Below are 19,736 nucleotides of genomic sequence, written 5' to 3'. Positions count from 1 at the left end.
AGTTTGTTTAAGATTGTGTTTTTAACCAATTGCTAGAAAACTGGCAATCGTGATAATCTTCATTTACGTTAATATAGGTTTCCTGAATTTTTTTCTCTTGCCATTTTTCGATGGCTCGAATCTGTTTTTCTTTCAACGCCAATTCCTTGACCTTTTCGTAATCCTTTACGAAATCTGCCGTATGCTCGTCGTAGCGACCGGTAATGGTTAGAATTTTAAAGCTGCTTTTCCCCGTGTAATCGCGATCGGTGTAGACCTTAGAAATCTCACCCTCTTTTAGATTATACACTTGCGCACTCAAGGTAGGGTCCATTTTTGTAAGGTCAAATCGTGTGTCGAAAGTAACAGGGTTCGAAAGCTGCCCGCCATCGTTTCGAGTTTCTTCTTCGTCGGAGTACATCTTAGCTGCTTCCGCGAATTCCAGTTCACCCGCTACAATTTTTGCACGAATCGAATCAATTTCCACACGTGCTTTGTCGATGATCTCTTGAGACACTTCCGGAAAGAGAATAATATGACGCACGTCAATTTCTTGTCCGCGTACCTTATCGACCTTCAGAATGTGAAAACCGAACTCGGTTTCAAATGGCTCGCTCACTTCCCCTTCACGTAGGGAAAAGGCGACATCCTTAAACTTTTTGTCGTAAGGAGAGCTCTTTTTGATACCCGGAAGCAATCCACCCTTCGAGGCACTTCCATCCTTGGAATACAGCACCGCCTTAGAAGCAAAGCTGGAACCATTTTCCACTATATCTCTTCGGAATTCATTCAAACGATCGATTACACGTTGTTTGGCCGCTTCCGTTACTTCAGGTTCAATAACAATCTGAGCCACTTCCACCTCGGCACTGAAGGTAGGACGTTCACTTTCGGGAATGGCGTAGAAGAACTCACGGATCTCTTCTGGGGTAATTTCTACATTCTCCACCACTTTTCGTTGCATTTCCCCCGCCAACTGCAGGGTTTTGTTCACCTCAAACAGCTCCGAACGAAGTTCGGCGATACTGCTTTTCTTGTAATAAGCGGCTACTTTTTCTTCACTTCCCAGCTCACTTACCATATATTGGATCTGCTGATCGATACGGCCATTGATTTGCGCATCAGGAATCAAAATACTATCGATCTTGGCGTGGTGCGCGTATAGTTTATCCTCGAGCAGTTTTCCTAACAATTCACATCGCGAGATATCTTCTGTTGGAATGCCTTGCGCTTGTAATTCTACATAACTTTTGTCAATATCGCTGTCGAGCACTACGTAATCTCCAACTACCGCCGTTACCCCTTCCGCTTTAAAACGTTTAAAAGGCTGAATGCTGTCTTTCGTAGGTAGGGAAACAGGTTCTTCTGTGATCGCGTCATCCGAACGAACCGTTAGCGTACTATCGATGGTCGTCGTTACTTGTGCCAACGTCATTCCCGGAACACACAGCAGGAGGCCTAACAGCAGGCTAATTGAGTGTATAGGTTTCATATTTCTTGTTATTAATCGCATCTTTCGTTATATTTTTTTCCAGTTTTCTAATCAATTCTAGTTTTCGCTTGTTCAGAATGATCTGTTCGATCGTAGGACGAACAAATTCAATCGGTGCGGTATCAGTAGGCATGAGCACCTCCGTAATTTTCACCAAATATACTCCTAATGAATCTTGTAGTTGCCTCAAATTGGAATTTTTTAGATCATTAGAAGGATAGGTCGCTAAAGGTGGAATCGCCGTTCGCAACGATTTGAACTTCACCCAGGTCGAGTCGTTGAGGTTATACGACTTAAATTGAATGCTCAGCTCGTCTAAACGCTGTTGATCTTCTTCATTAAAACGCGACAGCCACGTACCCGTTTCATTCAGGCGGTTAAAACCCTCTCCTACTTGCACATATCGCACTTTCACCAACGGTTCATTCAGGGTAAAGGTTTCTTTGTTCTCTTCATAAAAACGCAGATACTCTCCTTCAGAGATGGCACTGTCCAACTGTTTGGCAACGATTGCATTTTTATAGGCTTCGGTGTACAAATCGGTCTTGTATTCGTCCACCAGCTTATCGTAGGTTTCCTGATCGTCTTCCGGTAGGTTAATCTTCGCCTGATCGATCAACAGTTGTTGGGTAGCCCAACGATTGATGTAGGTATTCACAAGCATCGTACTATCTTCAGGAGTAGCGTCAACAGGTACCAATGCTCTGATATCCGATTCGTACAGATAGGTATCGTTGACACGAGCTACAGGAGTTTCTTGTGATTCTTGTTTAAAATAATCACACGAAAAACAAACACATAATCCTATAAGCAAAATGCCGTACCGCATTACGATTGTAGTTCTTTCTTTACTTTTTTAAGCACTTTTTGGTTCATCTTTACCGGATATTTTTTCCGCAGTGATTCCATCCACGCGCGCTCTAATTCTTGTTGATAATCACTTAACACCCGTCCTTTCACTTCTTCTAATTGCTTCGGACCGGGCGCCAGAATTTCTGAGACAGCTACCACAATAAACGAACCATTCTCGTTATAGATCTTAGAAATTCCTAATTGCGGTTTGAAATCTGACGGCAAGGCTTGGTGTCCCAATTCAAACGTTCCTTCAGAAACCAGGGCAGAAACGGTTTCTTCCGTATTAAGTTTTTCCTTTAGCGCCTCTGCATTCAAGGTATCCTTTAGCCATGCAGCAGCTTCCTCCGCTTTCGCTTGGTTCGTAGCAGAAACGATGCGCGCCTTTACGCGCTTCTTCCATTGATAGGCGTTGCGGTGCTGTTCGAAATATCTTTCTAAACCGATGCTATCGGTCTTAGCCTTATTCCAAACATTCTGGTTCATCACATCAAAAATGAGGAGTCCGTCGCGATATTCATTGATCACAGCCGCATACTGATCATTTTCCAGCTCCAATTGATTTTTGTAATAATCCATCACCATATCGTGTTCAAAGGTATCGTACAAGGTGACCAGCGCTGCCCCTTTTTCTCTTGGCAATCGCAAACTTCGCTGCTTATCTTCAATAAACCTTGCGAAATCACTATAGCGATACTGTTTTTTACCGATGGTAAATAGCAAGGCATCTTCGGAAGCGTCTATACCCTCAAACGTCCATTTTCGCTTTTGCAGAGAATCGTTTACTAATTCCGTAAAGAATGGGATGTATTGCTCGCCTTTCGCAAACCCATATTTATCTTTAATATTGTTTGTGATCGTTGCTGTAACACGCTTTGCGCGATCTCCTTGCGACACGCGCTTTTCAAGATCTTCCTTCTGTGTTTCAAACGGCACCCGATCTAATCGTTCTTCAAGACGAATGATATGCCATCCCACTCTCGAGCGAACCGGTCCGGTGAGGTCTCCCGGATTTTCTAGGGCGTAGGCCGCTTCTTCAAAAGCTTCGGCACGAAGGTCTCCTCGACTGAAGGGACGCAATCGCCCGCCGTTTTTGGCCGAGGCCCTGTCTTCTGAATACTGCTTCGCCAACGCTTCAAAATCTTCTCCTTGCTGCAGCAACGTATTTAATTCATTGATACGCTCCTTAGGATCGAAAGTACGTGTTCCTGAATTGTCTGAGATCATAATATGCGATACCACAATTTGCGGCGGACGTGCACGACGGTCATTTACCTTTAAAATGTGATATCCGAAACTGGTTCGAATGATTTCTGAAATTTCACCAACGGGAGTCGCATAGGCTGCATCTTCAAAAGGATATACCATTTGAAATACCGAGAAATACCCTAAGGCGCCTGCGCGTTCTTTGGCACCGGGTTCTTCGGAGTAGGTCTTTGCCAAGGTTTCAAAATCTTCTCCTGCAACCGCTTTCTCACGAATAGAAACTATTTTCTGGTAGGCCGCCAAGGTGTCCTGAGGTAGGTCGTTGTAATTTACCTGAATCAATATGTGATTGGCGTCCACCTCTTCAAGACTGCGCTCGTAGGCCTCTTTGGCGAGATCTTCGGTAATTTTATCTTCGTAAATATAACTGCGGGAAAGTTGATCTTGATAGCGCGAAAATTCTTGTAAATAAGCCTTTTCAGTATCTAAGCCTTGTGCTCGGGCCTCGATGACCTTCAGCTTATAATCTACAAATAGGTCTAAATACCCTTCCACTGTTTTCTGAGATTCGTCTTGCACCAAATCCAGGTTTTTCTTGAAAACACGCTTGAATTCGGCGCTACTTATTGGCGTATCGCCAATAGTCATAAGCACCGCATCCTTCTGTTGTGCCGTACTTCCTACGGTGATAAAAAACAGCAGGCACACCCAACAAAAACAATTTTTCATATAATTTCTTTTTAGGCTGCGCAAAAATAGGAAAATCCCAGGGTTGCAACAACCCCTTCCCCTTCGGAAACCAACAACGTTTTTATCTCGATTTTATTTCTGAAGAGAAAAATGTACCTTGCTATTCTTAATCCAAGACGCATGAAGTACACTACGGAAGTTCTCATAGACGCGCCACGTGAGGAGGTAATCAAAAAAATGGACGATCCCGAAAACATGAAACATTGGCAGCGCGGACTCATGCAGTACCGCTTATTGGAGGGAACCCCAGGAGAGAAAGGCGCCACCATGGAATTGCATTATAAGATGGGTAAGCGAGAAATGGTTATGACCGAAACGATCCTCAAAAACAAGTTTCCGGTTGAATTCCATGCTCGCTACGACACTAAGGGCGTTGAAAATATACAGCAGAATTTTTTTCACGAGGAAGCGAACGGACAAACGCGTTGGATTTCGGAAAGCGAGTTTAAGTTTCAAAGTTTTATGATGAAAGCCATGGGATTTCTTATGCCCGGTGTCTTCAAAAAGCAATCTAAAAAATACATGGAAGACTTTAAGGCATTTGTAGAACAAGGTACTTCTGTAGCCGACTCATGAAACAGGTACAATTGATCTGGGAGTTTCGGGGTCCGAATGCCGCGAAAACCGCCGAGCATCACGCCCTTCATTTGGAAGAATTTGCACTCCAAGAAAAAATAGCGCCCTTTCTACATGGTACCGAAGTCGTGTCACCACATTGTTGTAGAGCGTATCTCGTAGTACCCGAATTGTATACGCAACAACTAAGAACACAACTAAAACCGCATCGCGGTAGATGGTATACTCCCAACAACGAATAAAGAATAACTCCCCGCTGTAACGAGGAGTCCAACTTGTCGTCTTTCTCAAAATTGCGTAATATTGCGCTTCAAAATTTATGTAGTATGAAATTTTTAAAGATTGCTATCTTTTTAGTGTCGGTTACGGCATTCGCACAGAATTCAAAGGTAGGAACCATTGATGTAGATTTTATCTTATCGAAAATGCCCGAATTAGAAGGCGTACAACAACAAGTGGACGCCTATGGAAAAGAATTGGACGCCGATTTGAAGAAGAAATTAGACGCCTATACCGCAGAGATCAACAACTTCAAAGAGAATCAAAATACGATGACGCTTAATCAGCGTAAAACGGCTCAGGATTCTATCATCGCAATGGAAACTGATATCAATCAATACCAACAAACCGCAAACCAGATGTTGGCATTAAAGCGGGAGGAGTTTCTTCAACCTTTGTATAATAAAATTGGAGATGAACTTGAAAAGATTGCGGAAGCGGAAGGCTACACGCAGATCATTCAGCGCAATGGGAACCTAATTTACATTGACAATCGCTATGATGTTACCTTGGCAGTGATCGCCGCCTTGGGAATCGAATTGAAAGAAGGAGAATAATATCGTTCTAAACTGAATAGAAAAAAGGCTCGGAATTCCGAGCCTTTTTTTTGTTATCGTGAATAATTAGGAGCTTCCTTGGTAATGGTTACATCATGCGGGTGACTTTCATGAATTCCACTGCTCGTGATCTTAACGAAGCGTCCGTGCTCTTTAAGGGATGCAATGTCCTTGGCGCCACAATAGCCCATTCCGGCCCGTAATCCGCCAATAAATTGCGTCATACTTTCTACCAATTCGCCTTTGTAAGGAACGCGCCCTACAATTCCTTCGGGCACCAGCTTCTTTATGTCGTCTTCTACATCTTGGAAATACCGGTCTTTAGAGCCTTTTTTCATGGCCTCTACAGACCCCATCCCTCGGTAGGATTTAAATTTTCGTCCTTCGTAAATGATCGTCTCGCCGGGAGACTCTTTGGTTCCGGCCAAGAGTGACCCCAACATAACACAGTCGGCTCCGGCGGCTAGCGCCTTCGGAATATCACCTGTATATCGAATTCCGCCATCAGCGATCACCGGCACTCCGGTATCTTTTAAGGCAGCGGCTACTTCTAAAACCGCTGAGAATTGTGGAAATCCTACTCCGGCGACCACACGGGTGGTACAAATAGAACCGGGACCAATGCCTACTTTCACCGCATCGGCACCTGCCTTTGCCAAATAATGCGCGGCGTCTGCCGTGGCAATATTACCAACTACCACATCTAAGGAGGGAAACTTGGATTTTACTTCTTTAAGCACCGACACCACGCCTTTGGTATGTCCGTGCGCCGTATCTATAATCACCGCGTCCACCTGCGCCTGTACTAATGCTTCGGCTCGCTCCACGGCATCGGCTGTTACGCCCAGGGCAGCAGCTACCCGCAAGCGACCGTATTCATCCTTATTGGCCATGGGCTTTTGGGTAAGCTTCGTGATGTCGCGGAAAGTGATCAGTCCTAAGAGCATGCCATCGTCTGAAACGACCGGCAACTTTTCAATTTTATTCTCCTGAAGAATGATCTCGGCATCTTTTAAGGAAGTGCCTTTACCCACGGTTACTAAGTTTTCTGAAGTCATTACTTCACGTAGCAACCGACTGTAATTTTTTTCAAAACGAAGATCGCGGTTGGTTACGATTCCGATAAGTTTTCCAGCATCATCTGTAATCGGAATTCCTCCGATGCTGTACTCGCTCATGGTTTTTTGAGCATCGCCTACCGTGGCATCGGGAGACAAGGTCACCGGATCCTGTATCATCCCACTTTCGGCGCGTTTTACTTTTCGCACCTCAGCCGCTTGCTGTTCGATGGTCATGTTTTTATGTAGCACACCGATACCGCCTTCCCGTGCAATGGCGATGGCCATGGCGCTTTCGGTCACCGTATCCATCGCGGCAGAAACGATAGGAACATTGAGCGTTATGTTTTTAGAAAATTGTGTTTTTATCGAAACTTCACGAGGCAGTACCTCTGAATACGCGGGAACCAGCAATACATCATCATACGTTAAGCCTTCCCCTAGAATTTTGTTGTCGTGTGCAGTCATTGCAATTAAAATTTATTTCCGAAGTCTCGAAAAATGTTCGTATTTAATTGCATGCAAATATACTATAAATTAATGAGAAAGAAGGCCGCGGCATCGACAAATAACCACTGCCGTTTTTATCCCCTCTCACAACAAATGGAAGGGATTCAGCACTTCATATTATTACTGAAACCTGACTACTGAGTTTCTCGTTGTTACCATGTAATCTGTAGGCCCGCATACCAAGTTCGTGGCGGTGCCGGAATAATACCGGGCCCCGGATAACCGGTAGCTCTTCGCGTGAAATAACTCTTATTGAGCGCATTGTCGATTCCGGTTTCAATACTGAAGTTTTTCCATCGATAGGATGCAAAGACGTCAACAATGTCGTAGGCGGGAATGCTCCCTTCAATGCCGCGTTGGTTATCAGAAACGTCTTGTGGGGCATTGGTAGCGTCCGTAAACTGTGAACTTAAATAGGTAAATTGAACGCCAAGTAAGGCATTTTTATATCCTGTTTTGAGACCGGTTTTAATATTTAGTTTGGGAATAAATTCGACCTCATTGCCTTCGACCCCTACCTCTTCACTTTCAATATATTCAGAGGTCGTATATGCCACATTTGAAAAAAGATTGAAACGCCATGAAGAAGCTTCATCGAAAAAGGTTTGCTTTATATTCCAATCGAAGAATGTTTCAACGCCAAGAATGAATGCCGTTCCTATGTTTCCGCGGAAACGAACCACGGCATTGTTCTCGCTGCGTAGTACTTCTCCCAAACGGTCGTCGTATAGCAAACTAAAAACGCTTACATCATAGGACAGCGCCCGCTTCCACCGACCTCGAACGCCCAGATCGGCGGTGAATCCTTTTTCGTCTGAAATGTTCTCATCTACCTGAAACGAAGGATTGACTACGCGAATATCATTAAACGTGACAGAGCGATAGTTTTGCGAGACATTTCCATACACTTCTAACGCCCGGTTCGGTTTAAAACTAGTCCCAACTCCAAATAAAAAGAACGTTCGGTCGAACGTGCGATTGTCGGGAATCTCTTCATTTAGCAATACATTTCCCGCCAAATCGAGCACGATATTTTTGTACGTTCCTTCACTCTGCGTTTTGATGTACTCCATCCGAAACCCGGGTGTAACCGACCACTTATTTCTCAACTGAAAAATGTTTTCCCCAAAGACCGCAAAGTTTCTATTCGGAAAAGCGAATTGGGACTGTCGTTCGTAATTGGGAAACTGTTCTGTCGCAAATTGGAAGTTGGCGTCACTTCCGGTCGTACCCGGACCTTGTTGCTGTAGGTTATCCGACTGATAATATTTGGCTCCTAAAAGCAACACAGAGGCGTCGTCCAGCAACGAATAGGTATGCAACACGCGTGCTTCCGCCCCCCAATTGCTGAAATTATCGACTAGTAATTCGCGAGGTTCCGACAGGTCGTCGGGTTGTGATACTCGATTGGTACGAAACCCAACTGCCTTTCGCGAGGCATCCAGTCCGAATAGTTGAAGACTTGCTGTAGTTTTTTCGGAAAAAGAATGCTCCAAACGAAGGGCATACAAGAGCCAGTCGACTTCAAAGAAGTTCCGTGTTCTGTTGCTCACGGTAGGGTCTTCATGAAATTGCGCGTCGGTTAGTCCGCCAGGCTGTTGTGCCAAATAGCGAAAATAGGTCGTCTCCAGAATCAGCTTGGTTTGTTCATTGAAGGTATAGGCCAAATGCGCAAAAGCGTTTTTCGCATTAAACTCTGAGTTTGGGCGAAACCCATCGCCCTGTTTGTTTTGAAAATACACATAATAGCTAAACTTATCCACTGTTCCGCTTAGGCTATTGAAGCTCGAGAACAAATTGTTTGACCCCACAAACTGTCGTGACACCAAAGAAATGGGTTTGGCTTTATTCGGTTCTTTGAATTTGAAATTGATCAAGCCTCCAAATTGGCTTCCGTACTGCAAGGAGGCCGCCCCCCGGATAATCTGAATTTCCTTCAAGGCTTCCGGTGGCGGCGTATAGTAGCTTTCAGGGTAGCCTAAAACGTCGGCACTAATATCGTAGCCGTTCTGACGCGTGTTAAAATTAGCCGTACGATTTGGATCAAGTCCGCGCCCTCCAATATTCAATTGTAGGCCGGCATCTCCATTATCGTAGATGTTGAGACCGGCTACCTGACTGTAAATCTGTCGCGCATTGTTAGCAGCAATATTTCCATTTACATTCTCCAACACTACTACTTCGTTTTTCTTTCCGGAGTAGATGGCGGTTCCTTCTACAGCCCTCAATTTCCGAAGGGCAAAGACGCGTTCCCTCCGTTCTATCAACACCACTTCCGACAGGGTTTCGGCCAAGGGTTGTAAGCGAATAATCACTTCATTCTCTTCGGAAAGCTGGATCGTTTGGTCTAGCAGTTGGTATTCAAAAGAGAAGAAGGTTAACTCGTAGGTTCCCGACGGTACGGTTGAAAAACTGAAAACACCCGAAGCATCGGTTGTGGTCATCGCTTCGGTAGTACGATTGTAAACCTCAACATTCTCGATGGGTTGACCGTCTACTGTAGATATTACCTTTCCGCCTAGCGACACCTGACTTAAAACGGTGCTTGCGAGAAACAAAAACATGAGGGTACTAAAAACCTTGAATGGTATCATGAAAGGGTTGTATAAAAGGTTTGTGTTTAAATGAATTCTCGTATTCCAATAGATTGACATCTTTGGCGATAAGGGGTTTACCATGGCGTCCGTTGAGCACCACATGACTGTCTACGAATACGGCGATATTTTTGTGTCCCTGACTCGAAAAGTGATTCGCCAAATAATGCGCGTATTCCAGGATGAAGTCGGCTTGCGTACTCATTTGTTTTTCCTGAAAAGCGGTCAAAAAATCACGATTGTCAACGTAAAATCGTTTGCCGGAGCTTTGGTCGACGATTTTAAATTGCGCATATCCGGCCTTTTCCATCAGCATCACGCGCCATGAGAACCGATACCCTTCTTCAGTCCAGAACAGTTCTCCGGGATACAATACATAACGAAAGGGAATAAGGAGCTGAAGCATGAGAAACACGGCTATAACACTAAGGGTTAGGCGGCGAATGCGAAGCGACTTGAAATTGAATTGCCGCCTGTTGTCGAAATCTTTTGCCGGAAGCTTCAGTAATTGCGAACTTCTTTTCAATAGCTTCCGATGCCAGGCTTCGGAAAAGAAAATCAGTGTAACCGCAATCATGATATACGGAAACATTCCGATGGGAAAAAGAACCCGCGTCAGGACGTGAAATAAGATCACCGCTATAAACGCCGGAAGTCGGGTGCGGGAATTCCACAGCAAAAACGGTATGCTCAGATCGTAGAGCGCCCCACCCCAGCTAAAGAGGTAGGCTGCTGTTTCTGAAGCAATCCAGGAGCCTATCAGGGGAATATCGAAGTTTGAAGGCAGCCAAATTTTGAGCGGCATGGCTTCCAGAAGCCAATCGGAATTGAGTTTTGCCAGACCCGCATAAAAATAGACGATTGTTAGCAATACTTTGAGGGCATCGATCGTCCAGGCAGGAACCCGTTGAAAGCGTCGCGCCGGAGAGCGCCATGCATCTACCGAAAAAGTAGCGGCGGCGGGTAGCCATAGTAGTAAAAAGCTCAGGATACTTATAAAATAATAGTGGTTGAGATAGGTAGTTTTGTCCATGAGCTCGATATAGGTAAAGCTCAAAAAAAAGACTAGCATCGAAAGGCGGTACCGCCACCCGAGAGCCACGGCGATCGCTGCTAAAAAGCAAACGGCAAAGAGTAGGTAGGTAGCTGTGCCTAATGGTTTTACCCATTCGAAGCCATAGTAAGAGAAAAAGAAGTTGGGTTCCAGGTACAGTTTTTCAATCCAGCCATTACTCCAGAACCGTAGGAGGCTTACTGCCATGAGTAAGCCGAACAAAATTCGAAAGACCGCTAATGGAGCGGCCTCTCGATAGGTGGCAAGATATTTTTTTAACGCGCGCTGCATCCCGATCAATCGCCGTCTGCGTCCACATAGTCAATACGAATACTCATGGCTGAAACCATATCAACCTTCAGTAAGGGAACAAGGGCTTGTACCTCATCATAAGCATTAAGCATAGTGGTTGGGGGGTCATTTTCTTCAATTTCAACCTTAAACGTCTCGAGGGCCATAACCGCATTTCGAGCCGTAACGAATTGCTCATTGATGCTTTCGGAGAGCGTGGCACCGTTAGTAACCGTATTGAGCGTATCTAAATAGGAAGCCAAACTTGGGCCTGTACCAGTACCGTTGAAAGGAGTTCCGTTGAAGAAATCCTGAGTGGCATCCAGCGCTTCTAAAAACAACGCGTTGCCCAAGGAGGGATAATAAAACGCTTCCAAGGTTTGGGGTTCGGGAGTTCCGGTAAAGACCCCCAGCGGAATCCCCATTTTTCCGGCTCTTAGAAATTTTTCATAATAAAAGATATAATCATTAACCAGGCGATCGGTTGAAGCGGTGGCCGAAGCTCCGTCATTCGAAATAAATTCGGTTCGGTAGTCATTCTGCCATTCAGTTAGCACGCTGTTAGAAAGAGTATTCAGATCGGTTATCACATCGCTGAGATACTGTTGATACGCCGTGCCGTTTGCCCCTGTATACACCGCCAGTCGTTCCGCATCTGTAGTTCCAATTCCATTCAACAGATAGTCAAGTGCCGGAAACCCTTTGGCCGTTCGATTAGCGGGTAAGGTGAGATCGTAACCGCCCTCGAGAATATGATTCTCTATTTGGGAGGTATTGGTTGGATAGCTATTTACACTTAGTCGCAGATCGGAACGTTCCGCCGGACCCATTTCAAACATAGCCACTCGCTGCCACATCGTGTAAGCGGTGATCCATTGTTCCCGTACCACTCGTAAACTTGTTTCCGTAGGATTCATAGTGAAGTCTGAAGCCGCCATTTGTAAGGCCGTTAACTCCGTATTCCATTGATCATATCCCGGAATAATAAGTGCATCTGCCCAGTGTTCGAGCATGGCCGATCGATCAAAATCCACCGCACTTGGGTTTGAATCATCATCTGCAGTTGTGGTATTTGATTCATCCGTAGCGCAGCTTAGGAGTCCGAATAAACAGAAAAAAAGAAGTGTTGATCGTAACATAATATTCATGTATAGATTAGGGTACTGATACCTGTTGACTTTTAGCTTCCAGCTTCGGCTACCGTTATTCCGAAGCGATCGGCAATGGTTGCGGACATCGCATCAAGAATTTCCGGAGTTACTTCCCAAAATCCTTCTGCTTGCTGTACGTTATTGAGCAATACATCCACCTCTGCTGCGTCAAAGTATGGCGCGTTTGTTGCCGTATTTCTGGTAAATTGAAGGCTGTAAATAAATCCATAGGCTTCTGACAGATCGTGAAAGGCGGTACCGTAATTTTCAGCGATGATAGCGGTCTTCGCTTGTTGCAGGTAATAAATACTTCGTACGGCGATCACCAAAGAAAGTCGGTTGCGAATAATCTCGGCTTGAGCATCCCGTAGTTCGTAATCATTGGCCACTATGGCTGCACGTCCCAGGGCGAAGGCATCAAAAATCTCCTGGGCGATCGTATTGTAGTCGTCGTCACTATTGACCCTACCCACATATTTATTTAAGAAACTATCATCTTCCCCAATGGTTGTATTGGGATTCTCCGGCATGGCGGCATTGCCGTATACATAGCCGTAGGCTTCATCCCATTTATGCTCCATCGTGGTATATGAGGCTTCCGCTTCGGTAATTTTAGCCGTGTTATTTTCACGATTATTACCCGCATCCAGAACGGCGCTACTCAGGTAATTGTTCAAGGCCTGATCAAGCATTAGGGCTCCGATCATTGATTTTCCAAAGGCTTGATTGTATTCTAGTCCCTTTCCATTGACGAAACGCGTACTACTGCCATCGGAAATTTGTCCGGGAACACCGGGTGCAGCAGCCTGCTCGGTATTAGGATATACTTCCGAAATAACGCTAGTAATATAACTTTCAAATTGGTTACGTACAGTAGCACTTCCGGCGGTATTTCCGCTGAAGTAATCTTCGGAAGCTGCTATTTTACTGAGGATGTTCTTATCGGATTCGTTCAAAGACGGGTCACTAAAAGGACTGTTCTCATTGGATAACATGTTTAACAAAAGGTCTTCTGTGGTGGTATCGAAATCCAGAAAAACACTAAGCATTTCTTCCGCCATTTGAATTCGGGTTGTTTGGCCCGAAAAGCTCACCGTACTTTCACCATCGCGAACAAAAGAGTACATTTCTGGAGTCGCAACTGTAGTAGGATCGTTTACGGTTCCGGCGTCATCGTCCGTTGCACAAGACACGAGCCCGAATAGAGCGAAGATTACGGTGTAGTAGAAGGGGATTCTCATTTTAATTTTATTTAGATTAAATACAAACAGATAATAAATTTTGTGCAAAAATATAAGATGACTTATACCTACACAAGTCTATTTAGATTAATTTTAAATAAAATTAAGGTTACTATTGTGTCGCCTGTAACGCCGCACGGAAGTCATTGTGCGTTAGCGTAGCCCATTGCAGCAATAATTTTTTTTCTTCCGAAGTGAGGTCGCCATGGATCCAGGTATAGGAGGGCAATGGCATCTCCCCTTCCTTTACCTCTTCGATTAGTTCCTCGAGTTTGTGTTCTTTTTTCTTGAGGGAATAGGTAGCCCATTCGGAAACATTGAAATCTCCTTTACCATGTTTAACGTGATCGTCCAACCATAGGGATATGGGAGCAATTTCAGCATACCACGGATATTGTGTCTGATTACTATGACAATCGTAGCAATTGTTTTTTAGGAGGGTGGCAACTTCCGAAGAGACCTTAGTTTCGGCTTCAAAATCGGCTACAGAGGCATAGCCGGAATCGTTTTTTTCAGGGCGAAAAAACTGAAGCACCACAAGTGCGATAAGGGCTATAATGGCAATACTTTTTACAATTCGTTTCATACTATAATTCTTGAATGTTATCCTTAATAGATTTCCTCCTATTCTAGTATCTATTTTTTTTATTTCTGAAGATACTGAATGATGGCCTTTCGAATGTCGTATGCCACTTCGGAAGGTTCGGGCTCGTATACCGAAATAACACCGGGATGGTCAGGTGTTAAGAAAGGAATGTCGTACCCTTTCATCAAAAAATCACTCACGGCAATGGTATAAACCTTATGCGCTGCTATCACTTCATCACGCAGGGTCCATTCTCCTTGCGCATTCTTATCGATATAAGCGCGTTGCAAATAGGCTCCGGTACCGCGTTTGGACACTCCATAGTCTAAGGTCTCGATCAACAGACTCCCTTTCATCTCGACCTTTAAAACTCCTCCACCAAAGGGAAGTACTCGAAACACATCCATACTTGTTATAGGGCCGACCAACATATCATCAATACGAATAGAACCACCATTCACAAGGGCACCGTCGACGTTGTGTGTAAACGAGAGTACCATCGCTTCGGTAATGATATTACCTAAATTAGTCTGAACTCCTCGGCTAGCGCTGTCGGTGCCATCCAAGGGGGGATTGGCCTCGTAAATAACCTGGTTGGGATTGTCAATGACGGTTTTTATTTCTTCGTTCAACACTTCATTCCAACGCGCAACTATGGCTTCCACTTCCGGGTCAGAGGGCGTAGTTTCATCAATTGGAAACAATTCTGAATCGATTACCAGACGCTTTTGCTTGGCATTGTACTGTAAGTGATGAATGTAAATCGTTTTGGCGTTGGCATCCGCTTTAGCGATCTTGGTGTTTCCAACTTCTACCAGCATATTGTTATGTTCATGCCCTCCCATGATTAGTGGAACATCGCCCAGTAGTCGGGCTAACTCTTTATCCTGTTCTAGCGCAAGATGTGTTAGTCCGATAGGCACAGCTCCCTGTTCCTTCAATTGATTGACGGCTTGTTGCGCATACGACATCGGTTCGCCGTAAAAAACGTAGGGCTGCGGATTCGAGTTCAACGTCACTCCAAAAAAACCTAAGGGCAACCGGGTACCATCGTCATCTTCCAGATCGAAAGTGTATGTAAATGCTGCAGTGCTTTTTCCCGTAGGAAACGGTATGGCTTCTCCGTCTTGCTTCAGAAAGGTGTTGGAAGACATCCATTGAAACTCAGAAAGGTCCAGTCGTTTTTGTAGATCCGCCGCCGAAAGATCGAATTCATGATTTCCGAAGGTTACAAGATCAAAGTCCATTGCATTCATCACCTCAATCATCTGCTTTCCAGCAATGCGCTCGCCCTCGTATTTTACCGTTCCCAACAGCGATGGATTTAAAAAATCACCGGCCATGAACAGGAGTGTATTAGGTTGTTGGACACGAATGGAATCGACTACATACGAAACACGCGCCATGCCTCCATATTTTCCGCCGCTCAAGGGAGCGATTTCATAAACGTCATTAAGTTGTATGAGGGTACACTCTAAGATTCCATCATCGGTCACCACGGGCGTTGTGACTTGGGTGCTTTTACATCCGCTCAGCCAAAGCGTTGCTGTAAGAATGGCAAGAGATCGTAACATTCGATGCATATTAATGATATTTAGTAAATATTTTCGTGGCTTCATTGTGGGCACTTTCAAATGACATAGGCGCGACTTGATGATCGACTTTTTCTGAGGTAAAGAAACTAATTAACTTTTCGGTAGGCATATTGCCCGTGAGTTCATCCTTCGCCATGGGGCAGCCGCCAAAACCTTGTATTGCGCCATCAAAACGCCGACAACCCGCCTGGTACGCACTATCCACCTTCTCGTGCCATGAGGTGGGCGTCGTATGAAGGTGTGCCCCAAATTCGATATGTGGATACTTCGGAATTAGATTCGAAAACAAATAATCAATAGTTTCCGGATCAGACGTACCCACAGTATCGCTTAGTGATAATATTTTCACGCCCATGCCCGAAAGGCGCGCTGCCCAGTCGCCTACAATTTCTACATTCCAAGGATCGCCATAGGGGTTTCCGAAGCCCATGGAAAGGTAGGTTACCACTTCTTTATCGTTGGCGTCTGCCAGGTCTAAAATCTCTTGCAAAATACCGATGGACTGATCAATGGTCTTGTGGGTGTTTCGCATCTGAAAGTTTTCAGAAATAGAGAACGGATAGCCTAAATAGGCAATTTCCGAATGCTGAACGGCCGCTTCGGCCCCTCGTACATTGGCTACGATAGCCAACAATTTGCTCTTCGTTTCAGATAAGTCTAATTGCGATAACACCTCGGCGGTATCTACCATTTGCGGAATGGCCTTAGGGGAAACAAAGCTTCCAAAGTCTATCGTATCGAACCCACAGCGTAGCAGCGATTGAATGTATTGCACCTTCTTTTCCGTAGGAATCCAATCTTTGATACCTTGCATGGCGTCTCTGGGACATTCTATGATCTTCACCGCTTGCATGTGCATAAAGATATGAATTCCGAAGCGGTCAAAAATACATTCAACCGTGCTTTTTTAAGCGAGTAAAATAAGTATGGCAATAGCAACAAATACGACTATTTGAAGCCAGTTAAGTACGATAGGAATCTTCGGCTGCCGTTTTAATAGGCGCGAAATACTTCCGGATAGGATAGCGATAATACTAAACACCGCGAAGGAAACGATCATAAAAGTTACACCAAGAATGTAAAACTGCAATACCGTTTCGGCTTTGGGTTCCCATAGAAATGCCGGAAAAAAGGCCAAAAAGAAGATCATGACTTTTGGGTTGAGAAGATTCATGACCACCCCTTGCCAGAACAGTTGCATCGAGGTCTTTTTAGGAACAGCAGCTCCAATCGAGACGGCCCCGTTGTTCTGAAATGTTTTAAATGCCAGAAACAATAGGTATAGCGCACCAAATACTTTGAGTCCGTAAAACAAGCGAGGGGATTCTGTAATTAAGGCAGACACGCCAAAGGCAAGCAAGGTGGTGTGCACGATGCAGCCACTGATAAGACCGGCGGTAGTTGCTATACCACTTTTCATACCGTGGGCAAGCGACTGACTCAACACATAGATATTATCTGGCCCGGGAGACAATGCTAATAAGAGGGTTGCCAAGGAGAAAGATAGTACGTTATCGATCATGTGGTTGCGGTTCTCTGAGTGTTGCAAATAGCCTCTATCAATTTCGGACCTTCATAAATAAACCCCGTGTACAACTGCACCAAACAGGCGCCTGCCGCCAATTTTTCTTCGGCGTCTGCCGCGGAATGAATTCCGCCTACTCCAATAATTGGAATCGTACCGTCACTTTCTTTCGTCAAGAAACGAATGACGTCCGTCGCTCGTTTTGTAAGCGGCTTACCACTGAGTCCGCCTACCTCATTTCTATTCTCTGAAGTGAGTCCGTCGCGACCAATCGACGTATTCGTAGCAATGAGTCCGTTGATTTTAGTTTCCGCAACAATATCAATGATGTCCCGTAATTGTGATTCGGATAGATCTGGAGCTATTTTTAAAAGTATCGGTTTGGTCGTCTGTTTCAATGCTTCGGAATGCTTTTTATTGAGCACCTGTAAGGTATTCAGCAACTGCGTTAATGGTTCCTTATCCTGAAGTTCACGAAGGTTCGGAGTATTGGGAGAGCTCACATTAACCACAAAGTAATCTACATATTCAAACAAGGCAGTAAAGCAATATTCGTAATCGGAAACAGCCTGATCGTTGGGCGTGGTCTTATTCTTACCAATATTCCCACCAATAAGCACCCGCTTATTCAGTGGTACTTCTGCCACCTTTCCATTCTTCTTGAGTCGTGCCACAGCCGCATCAACACCTTCATTATTAAACCCCATTCTATTGATGATCGCTCCGTCTTGTTTGAGTCGGAATAACCGCTTCTTCGGGTTTCCCGGTTGGGGTCGCGGGGTGAGCGTTCCTATTTCAATAAACCCAAATCCTAGCCCAGAGAGTTCTTTGTATAATTTTGCATCCTTATCGAACCCCGCTGCCAAACCCACCGGATTCGGAAATGTGAGTCCGAATGCCTTTCGCTGCAACGACTCATGACGGGTTTGGCGGGCAGCAAAAAGGCTGCCCAACCCCAACCGGTGTAACCCTCGTAAGGCCTTAAAAGTAATATGATGCACTTTTTCAGGATTGAAACAGAAGAGGATCGGGCGGATGAGCTGTTTGTACATAGGCTGGAAATGTCTCGCAAAAATACTACTAAAAGCCCAAAATGTTTACGGCTTATTCCGTTAATTTGTAAGGTAAAATGAAGCACATGATAGACCAACAACACCTCATCAACCGATTTATACGTTATGTTACCGTCGATACCGAAAGTGACCCAAAAAGCAACACCACACCTAGTACGGCCAAGCAATGGGATTTAGCCAATGCCTTAGTTCAGGAGCTTAAGGACATAGGCATGCAGGACGTGACTATCGATGAGAACGCGTACATTATGGCCACCCTGCCCGCGACAAGCGATACCGAGGTGCCCGTGATCGGGTTTATCTCACATTTTGATACGACACCCGATTTTACCGGAGCGAACGTCAAACCACAACTGATTGAAGATTATGACGGGGGCGATATCGTGCTCAATTCCGAAGAGAATATAATCCTCTCTCCAAACGATTTCGACGACTTGCTTCAATACAAAGGGCAAACCCTCATTACCACCGATGGCACCACGCTCTTAGGAGCCGACGATAAAGCGGGAATTGCCGAGATCATCTCCGCTATGGAATACCTAATCCAACATCCGGAAATACCGCATGGAAAAATTCGGGTCGGTTTTACCCCAGACGAAGAAATTGGTCGTGGAGCCCATAAATTTGATGTGGAAAAATTTGGGGCGGATTGGGCCTATACCATGGATGGGAGTCAGATTGGCGAATTGGAATACGAAAATTTCAATGCCGCCGGAGCGGTTGTTTCGATAAAGGGAAAGATCGTTCATCCCGGCTATGCCAAAGGAAAGATGATCAACAGCATGTACATTGCTACTGATTACATCAATTCGCTTCCGCGTATGGAAACCCCCGAACATACTTCAGACAGAGAAGGATTTTTTCATTTGTACAGTGTGGAAGGCGAAGTAGATCATACCGAACTTCAATATATTATCCGCGATCATGATAAAGATCATTTTGAAGCGCGAAAAGCGATGATGGTACAGCTGGCAGAAGAGTTGAACGCGCAATATGAACGGGAAGCCATTACGGTAACTATTTCCGACCAGTATTACAATATGCGTGAGAAGATCGAACCGGTAATGCACATCGTAGACATTGCAGAAGCTGCTATGAAAGCCGCCGGAATCACCCCTTTGATAAAGCCGATACGAGGTGGCACCGATGGGTCACAACTGAGTTTTAAAGGACTCCCCTGCCCCAACATATTTGCGGGAGGACATAATTTCCATGGCCGTTATGAGTATGTTCCCGTAGAAAGCATGCAGAAAGCGATCGAGGTGATCGTAAATATCGCTAAAGAAGTGGTAACGCGTAATTCTTAAAAAAAATAGTACCCCATAAAAAAACCCTCAGTAGTCACTGAGGGTTTTCTATATGCTATG

General features: G+C 44.9%; 17 protein-coding genes. 4 read left to right on the top strand and 13 right to left on the bottom strand.

Annotation, left to right across the window (positions count from 1 at the left end; translation table 11 throughout):
* Positions 1 to 7 precede the first annotated feature (7 nt).
* From PO830_RS14240 to PO830_RS14230, 3 genes are read right to left on the bottom strand one after another with little or no spacing between them, the layout of a single operon-like run.
* Positions 8 to 1,471: a peptidylprolyl isomerase gene (locus tag PO830_RS14240; RefSeq protein ID WP_272854247.1), complete on the bottom strand. Its 1,464-nt coding sequence runs from the start codon at positions 1,469 to 1,471 to the stop codon at positions 8 to 10.
* Positions 1,449 to 2,300 (bottom strand): peptidyl-prolyl cis-trans isomerase, encoded by an 852-nt coding sequence (locus tag PO830_RS14235; protein WP_272854246.1) that lies wholly within the window; start codon positions 2,298 to 2,300, stop codon positions 1,449 to 1,451. Before PO830_RS14235 ends, PO830_RS14240 begins: the two co-directional genes overlap by 23 nt.
* A complete protein-coding gene (locus PO830_RS14230) occupies positions 2,300 to 4,258 on the bottom strand; it encodes a peptidylprolyl isomerase (RefSeq protein ID WP_272854245.1) in 1,959 nt (652 codons plus the stop codon). Before PO830_RS14230 ends, PO830_RS14235 begins: the two co-directional genes overlap by 1 nt.
* 141 nt (positions 4,259 to 4,399) lie before the next feature.
* Between PO830_RS14230 and PO830_RS14225 the strand changes: the two genes are divergently transcribed.
* The 3 genes from PO830_RS14225 (at position 4,400) to PO830_RS14215 (ending at position 5,691) form a co-directional block, all read left to right on the top strand.
* Entirely contained in the window at positions 4,400 to 4,855 is a 456-nt protein-coding gene (locus PO830_RS14225) for an SRPBCC family protein (protein ID WP_272854244.1), read from the top strand.
* Entirely contained in the window at positions 4,852 to 5,097 is a 246-nt protein-coding gene (locus PO830_RS14220) for a hypothetical protein (protein ID WP_272854243.1), read from the top strand. Before PO830_RS14225 ends, PO830_RS14220 begins: the two co-directional genes overlap by 4 nt.
* A gap of 84 nt (positions 5,098 to 5,181) precedes the next feature.
* Positions 5,182 to 5,691: an OmpH family outer membrane protein gene (locus PO830_RS14215; RefSeq protein ID WP_272854242.1), complete on the top strand. Its 510-nt coding sequence runs from the start codon at positions 5,182 to 5,184 to the stop codon at positions 5,689 to 5,691.
* Between the two features lie 53 nt (positions 5,692 to 5,744).
* On the opposite strand, the gene guaB is transcribed toward PO830_RS14215, so the two are convergent.
* The 10 genes from guaB to PO830_RS14165 form a co-directional block, all read right to left on the bottom strand.
* Positions 5,745 to 7,217, bottom strand: coding sequence for an IMP dehydrogenase (gene guaB / locus PO830_RS14210; RefSeq protein ID WP_272854241.1), 1,473 nt, complete (start codon positions 7,215 to 7,217; stop codon positions 5,745 to 5,747).
* 194 nt (positions 7,218 to 7,411) lie between these two features.
* Entirely contained in the window at positions 7,412 to 9,853 is a 2,442-nt protein-coding gene (locus PO830_RS14205; protein WP_272854240.1) for a TonB-dependent receptor domain-containing protein, read from the bottom strand.
* The gene (locus PO830_RS14200; protein ID WP_272854239.1) at positions 9,831 to 11,198 is read right to left on the bottom strand and encodes an HTTM domain-containing protein; all 1,368 of its coding nucleotides are present in this window, start codon (positions 11,196 to 11,198) and stop codon (positions 9,831 to 9,833) included. Before PO830_RS14200 ends, PO830_RS14205 begins: the two co-directional genes overlap by 23 nt.
* A 5-nt stretch (positions 11,199 to 11,203) precedes the next feature.
* The gene (locus PO830_RS14195) at positions 11,204 to 12,337 is read right to left on the bottom strand and encodes an imelysin family protein (protein ID WP_272854238.1); all 1,134 of its coding nucleotides are present in this window, start codon (positions 12,335 to 12,337) and stop codon (positions 11,204 to 11,206) included.
* A 41-nt stretch (positions 12,338 to 12,378) separates the two neighbouring features.
* On the bottom strand, positions 12,379 to 13,590 hold the full coding sequence (locus tag PO830_RS14190) for a DUF4856 domain-containing protein (protein ID WP_272854237.1): 1,212 nt from the start codon (positions 13,588 to 13,590) through the stop codon (positions 12,379 to 12,381).
* 112 nt (positions 13,591 to 13,702) lie between these two features.
* Entirely contained in the window at positions 13,703 to 14,176 is a 474-nt protein-coding gene (locus tag PO830_RS14185) for a heme-binding domain-containing protein (protein WP_272854236.1), read from the bottom strand.
* A 59-nt stretch (positions 14,177 to 14,235) separates the two neighbouring features.
* Entirely contained in the window at positions 14,236 to 15,750 is a 1,515-nt protein-coding gene (locus PO830_RS14180; protein WP_272854235.1) for a bifunctional metallophosphatase/5'-nucleotidase, read from the bottom strand.
* 10 nt (positions 15,751 to 15,760) lie between these two features.
* On the bottom strand, positions 15,761 to 16,624 hold the full coding sequence (locus tag PO830_RS14175) for a hydroxymethylglutaryl-CoA lyase (RefSeq protein WP_272854274.1): 864 nt from the start codon (positions 16,622 to 16,624) through the stop codon (positions 15,761 to 15,763).
* Positions 16,625 to 16,678: 54 nt separating this feature from the next.
* Entirely contained in the window at positions 16,679 to 17,293 is a 615-nt protein-coding gene (locus PO830_RS14170; protein ID WP_272854234.1) for a LysE family translocator, read from the bottom strand.
* Positions 17,290 to 18,348, bottom strand: a complete 1,059-nt coding sequence (locus PO830_RS14165; RefSeq protein ID WP_272854233.1) for a quinone-dependent dihydroorotate dehydrogenase — start codon at positions 18,346 to 18,348, stop codon at positions 17,290 to 17,292. Before PO830_RS14165 ends, PO830_RS14170 begins: the two co-directional genes overlap by 4 nt.
* Positions 18,349 to 18,434: 86 nt before the next feature.
* On the opposite strand from PO830_RS14165, the gene pepT reads away from it, so the two are divergent.
* On the top strand, positions 18,435 to 19,676 hold the full coding sequence (gene pepT / locus PO830_RS14160) for a peptidase T (RefSeq protein ID WP_272854232.1): 1,242 nt from the start codon (positions 18,435 to 18,437) through the stop codon (positions 19,674 to 19,676).
* Positions 19,677 to 19,736 lie beyond the last annotated feature (60 nt).

The sequence above is a fragment of the Altibacter sp. HG106 genome (assembly GCF_028561755.1).
Lineage (GTDB): Bacteria > Bacteroidota > Bacteroidia > Flavobacteriales > Flavobacteriaceae > DFVG01.
The sequence above is the reverse complement of the archived record's forward strand: the minus strand, read 5'-3'. Positions and strand labels throughout refer to the sequence as shown.

Excerpts from the sequence above, each read along its gene's own strand:
- PO830_RS14175 (WP_272854274.1), bottom strand. The coding sequence starts at position 16,624 with ATGCAAGCGGTGAAGATCATAGAATGTCCCAGAGACGCCATGCAAGGT.
- PO830_RS14180 (WP_272854235.1), bottom strand. The coding sequence starts at position 15,750 with ATGTTACGATCTCTTGCCATTCTTACAGCAACGCTTTGGCTGAGCGGA.
- PO830_RS14225 (WP_272854244.1), top strand. The coding sequence starts at position 4,400 with ATGAAGTACACTACGGAAGTTCTCATAGACGCGCCACGTGAGGAGGTA.
- PO830_RS14230 (WP_272854245.1), bottom strand. The coding sequence starts at position 4,258 with ATGAAAAATTGTTTTTGTTGGGTGTGCCTGCTGTTTTTTATCACCGTA.
- PO830_RS14195 (WP_272854238.1), bottom strand. The coding sequence starts at position 12,337 with ATGTTACGATCAACACTTCTTTTTTTCTGTTTATTCGGACTCCTAAGC.
- pepT (WP_272854232.1), top strand. The coding sequence starts at position 18,435 with ATGATAGACCAACAACACCTCATCAACCGATTTATACGTTATGTTACC.
- PO830_RS14190 (WP_272854237.1), bottom strand. The coding sequence starts at position 13,590 with ATGAGAATCCCCTTCTACTACACCGTAATCTTCGCTCTATTCGGGCTC.
- PO830_RS14165 (WP_272854233.1), bottom strand. The coding sequence starts at position 18,348 with ATGTACAAACAGCTCATCCGCCCGATCCTCTTCTGTTTCAATCCTGAA.
- guaB (WP_272854241.1), bottom strand. The coding sequence starts at position 7,217 with ATGACTGCACACGACAACAAAATTCTAGGGGAAGGCTTAACGTATGAT.
- PO830_RS14205 (WP_272854240.1), bottom strand. The coding sequence starts at position 9,853 with ATGATACCATTCAAGGTTTTTAGTACCCTCATGTTTTTGTTTCTCGCA.
- PO830_RS14170 (WP_272854234.1), bottom strand. The coding sequence starts at position 17,293 with ATGATCGATAACGTACTATCTTTCTCCTTGGCAACCCTCTTATTAGCA.
- PO830_RS14200 (WP_272854239.1), bottom strand. The coding sequence starts at position 11,198 with ATGCAGCGCGCGTTAAAAAAATATCTTGCCACCTATCGAGAGGCCGCT.
- PO830_RS14240 (WP_272854247.1), bottom strand. The coding sequence starts at position 1,471 with ATGAAACCTATACACTCAATTAGCCTGCTGTTAGGCCTCCTGCTGTGT.
- PO830_RS14235 (WP_272854246.1), bottom strand. The coding sequence starts at position 2,300 with ATGCGGTACGGCATTTTGCTTATAGGATTATGTGTTTGTTTTTCGTGT.
- PO830_RS14185 (WP_272854236.1), bottom strand. The coding sequence starts at position 14,176 with ATGAAACGAATTGTAAAAAGTATTGCCATTATAGCCCTTATCGCACTT.
- PO830_RS14215 (WP_272854242.1), top strand. The coding sequence starts at position 5,182 with ATGAAATTTTTAAAGATTGCTATCTTTTTAGTGTCGGTTACGGCATTC.
- PO830_RS14220 (WP_272854243.1), top strand. The coding sequence starts at position 4,852 with ATGAAACAGGTACAATTGATCTGGGAGTTTCGGGGTCCGAATGCCGCG.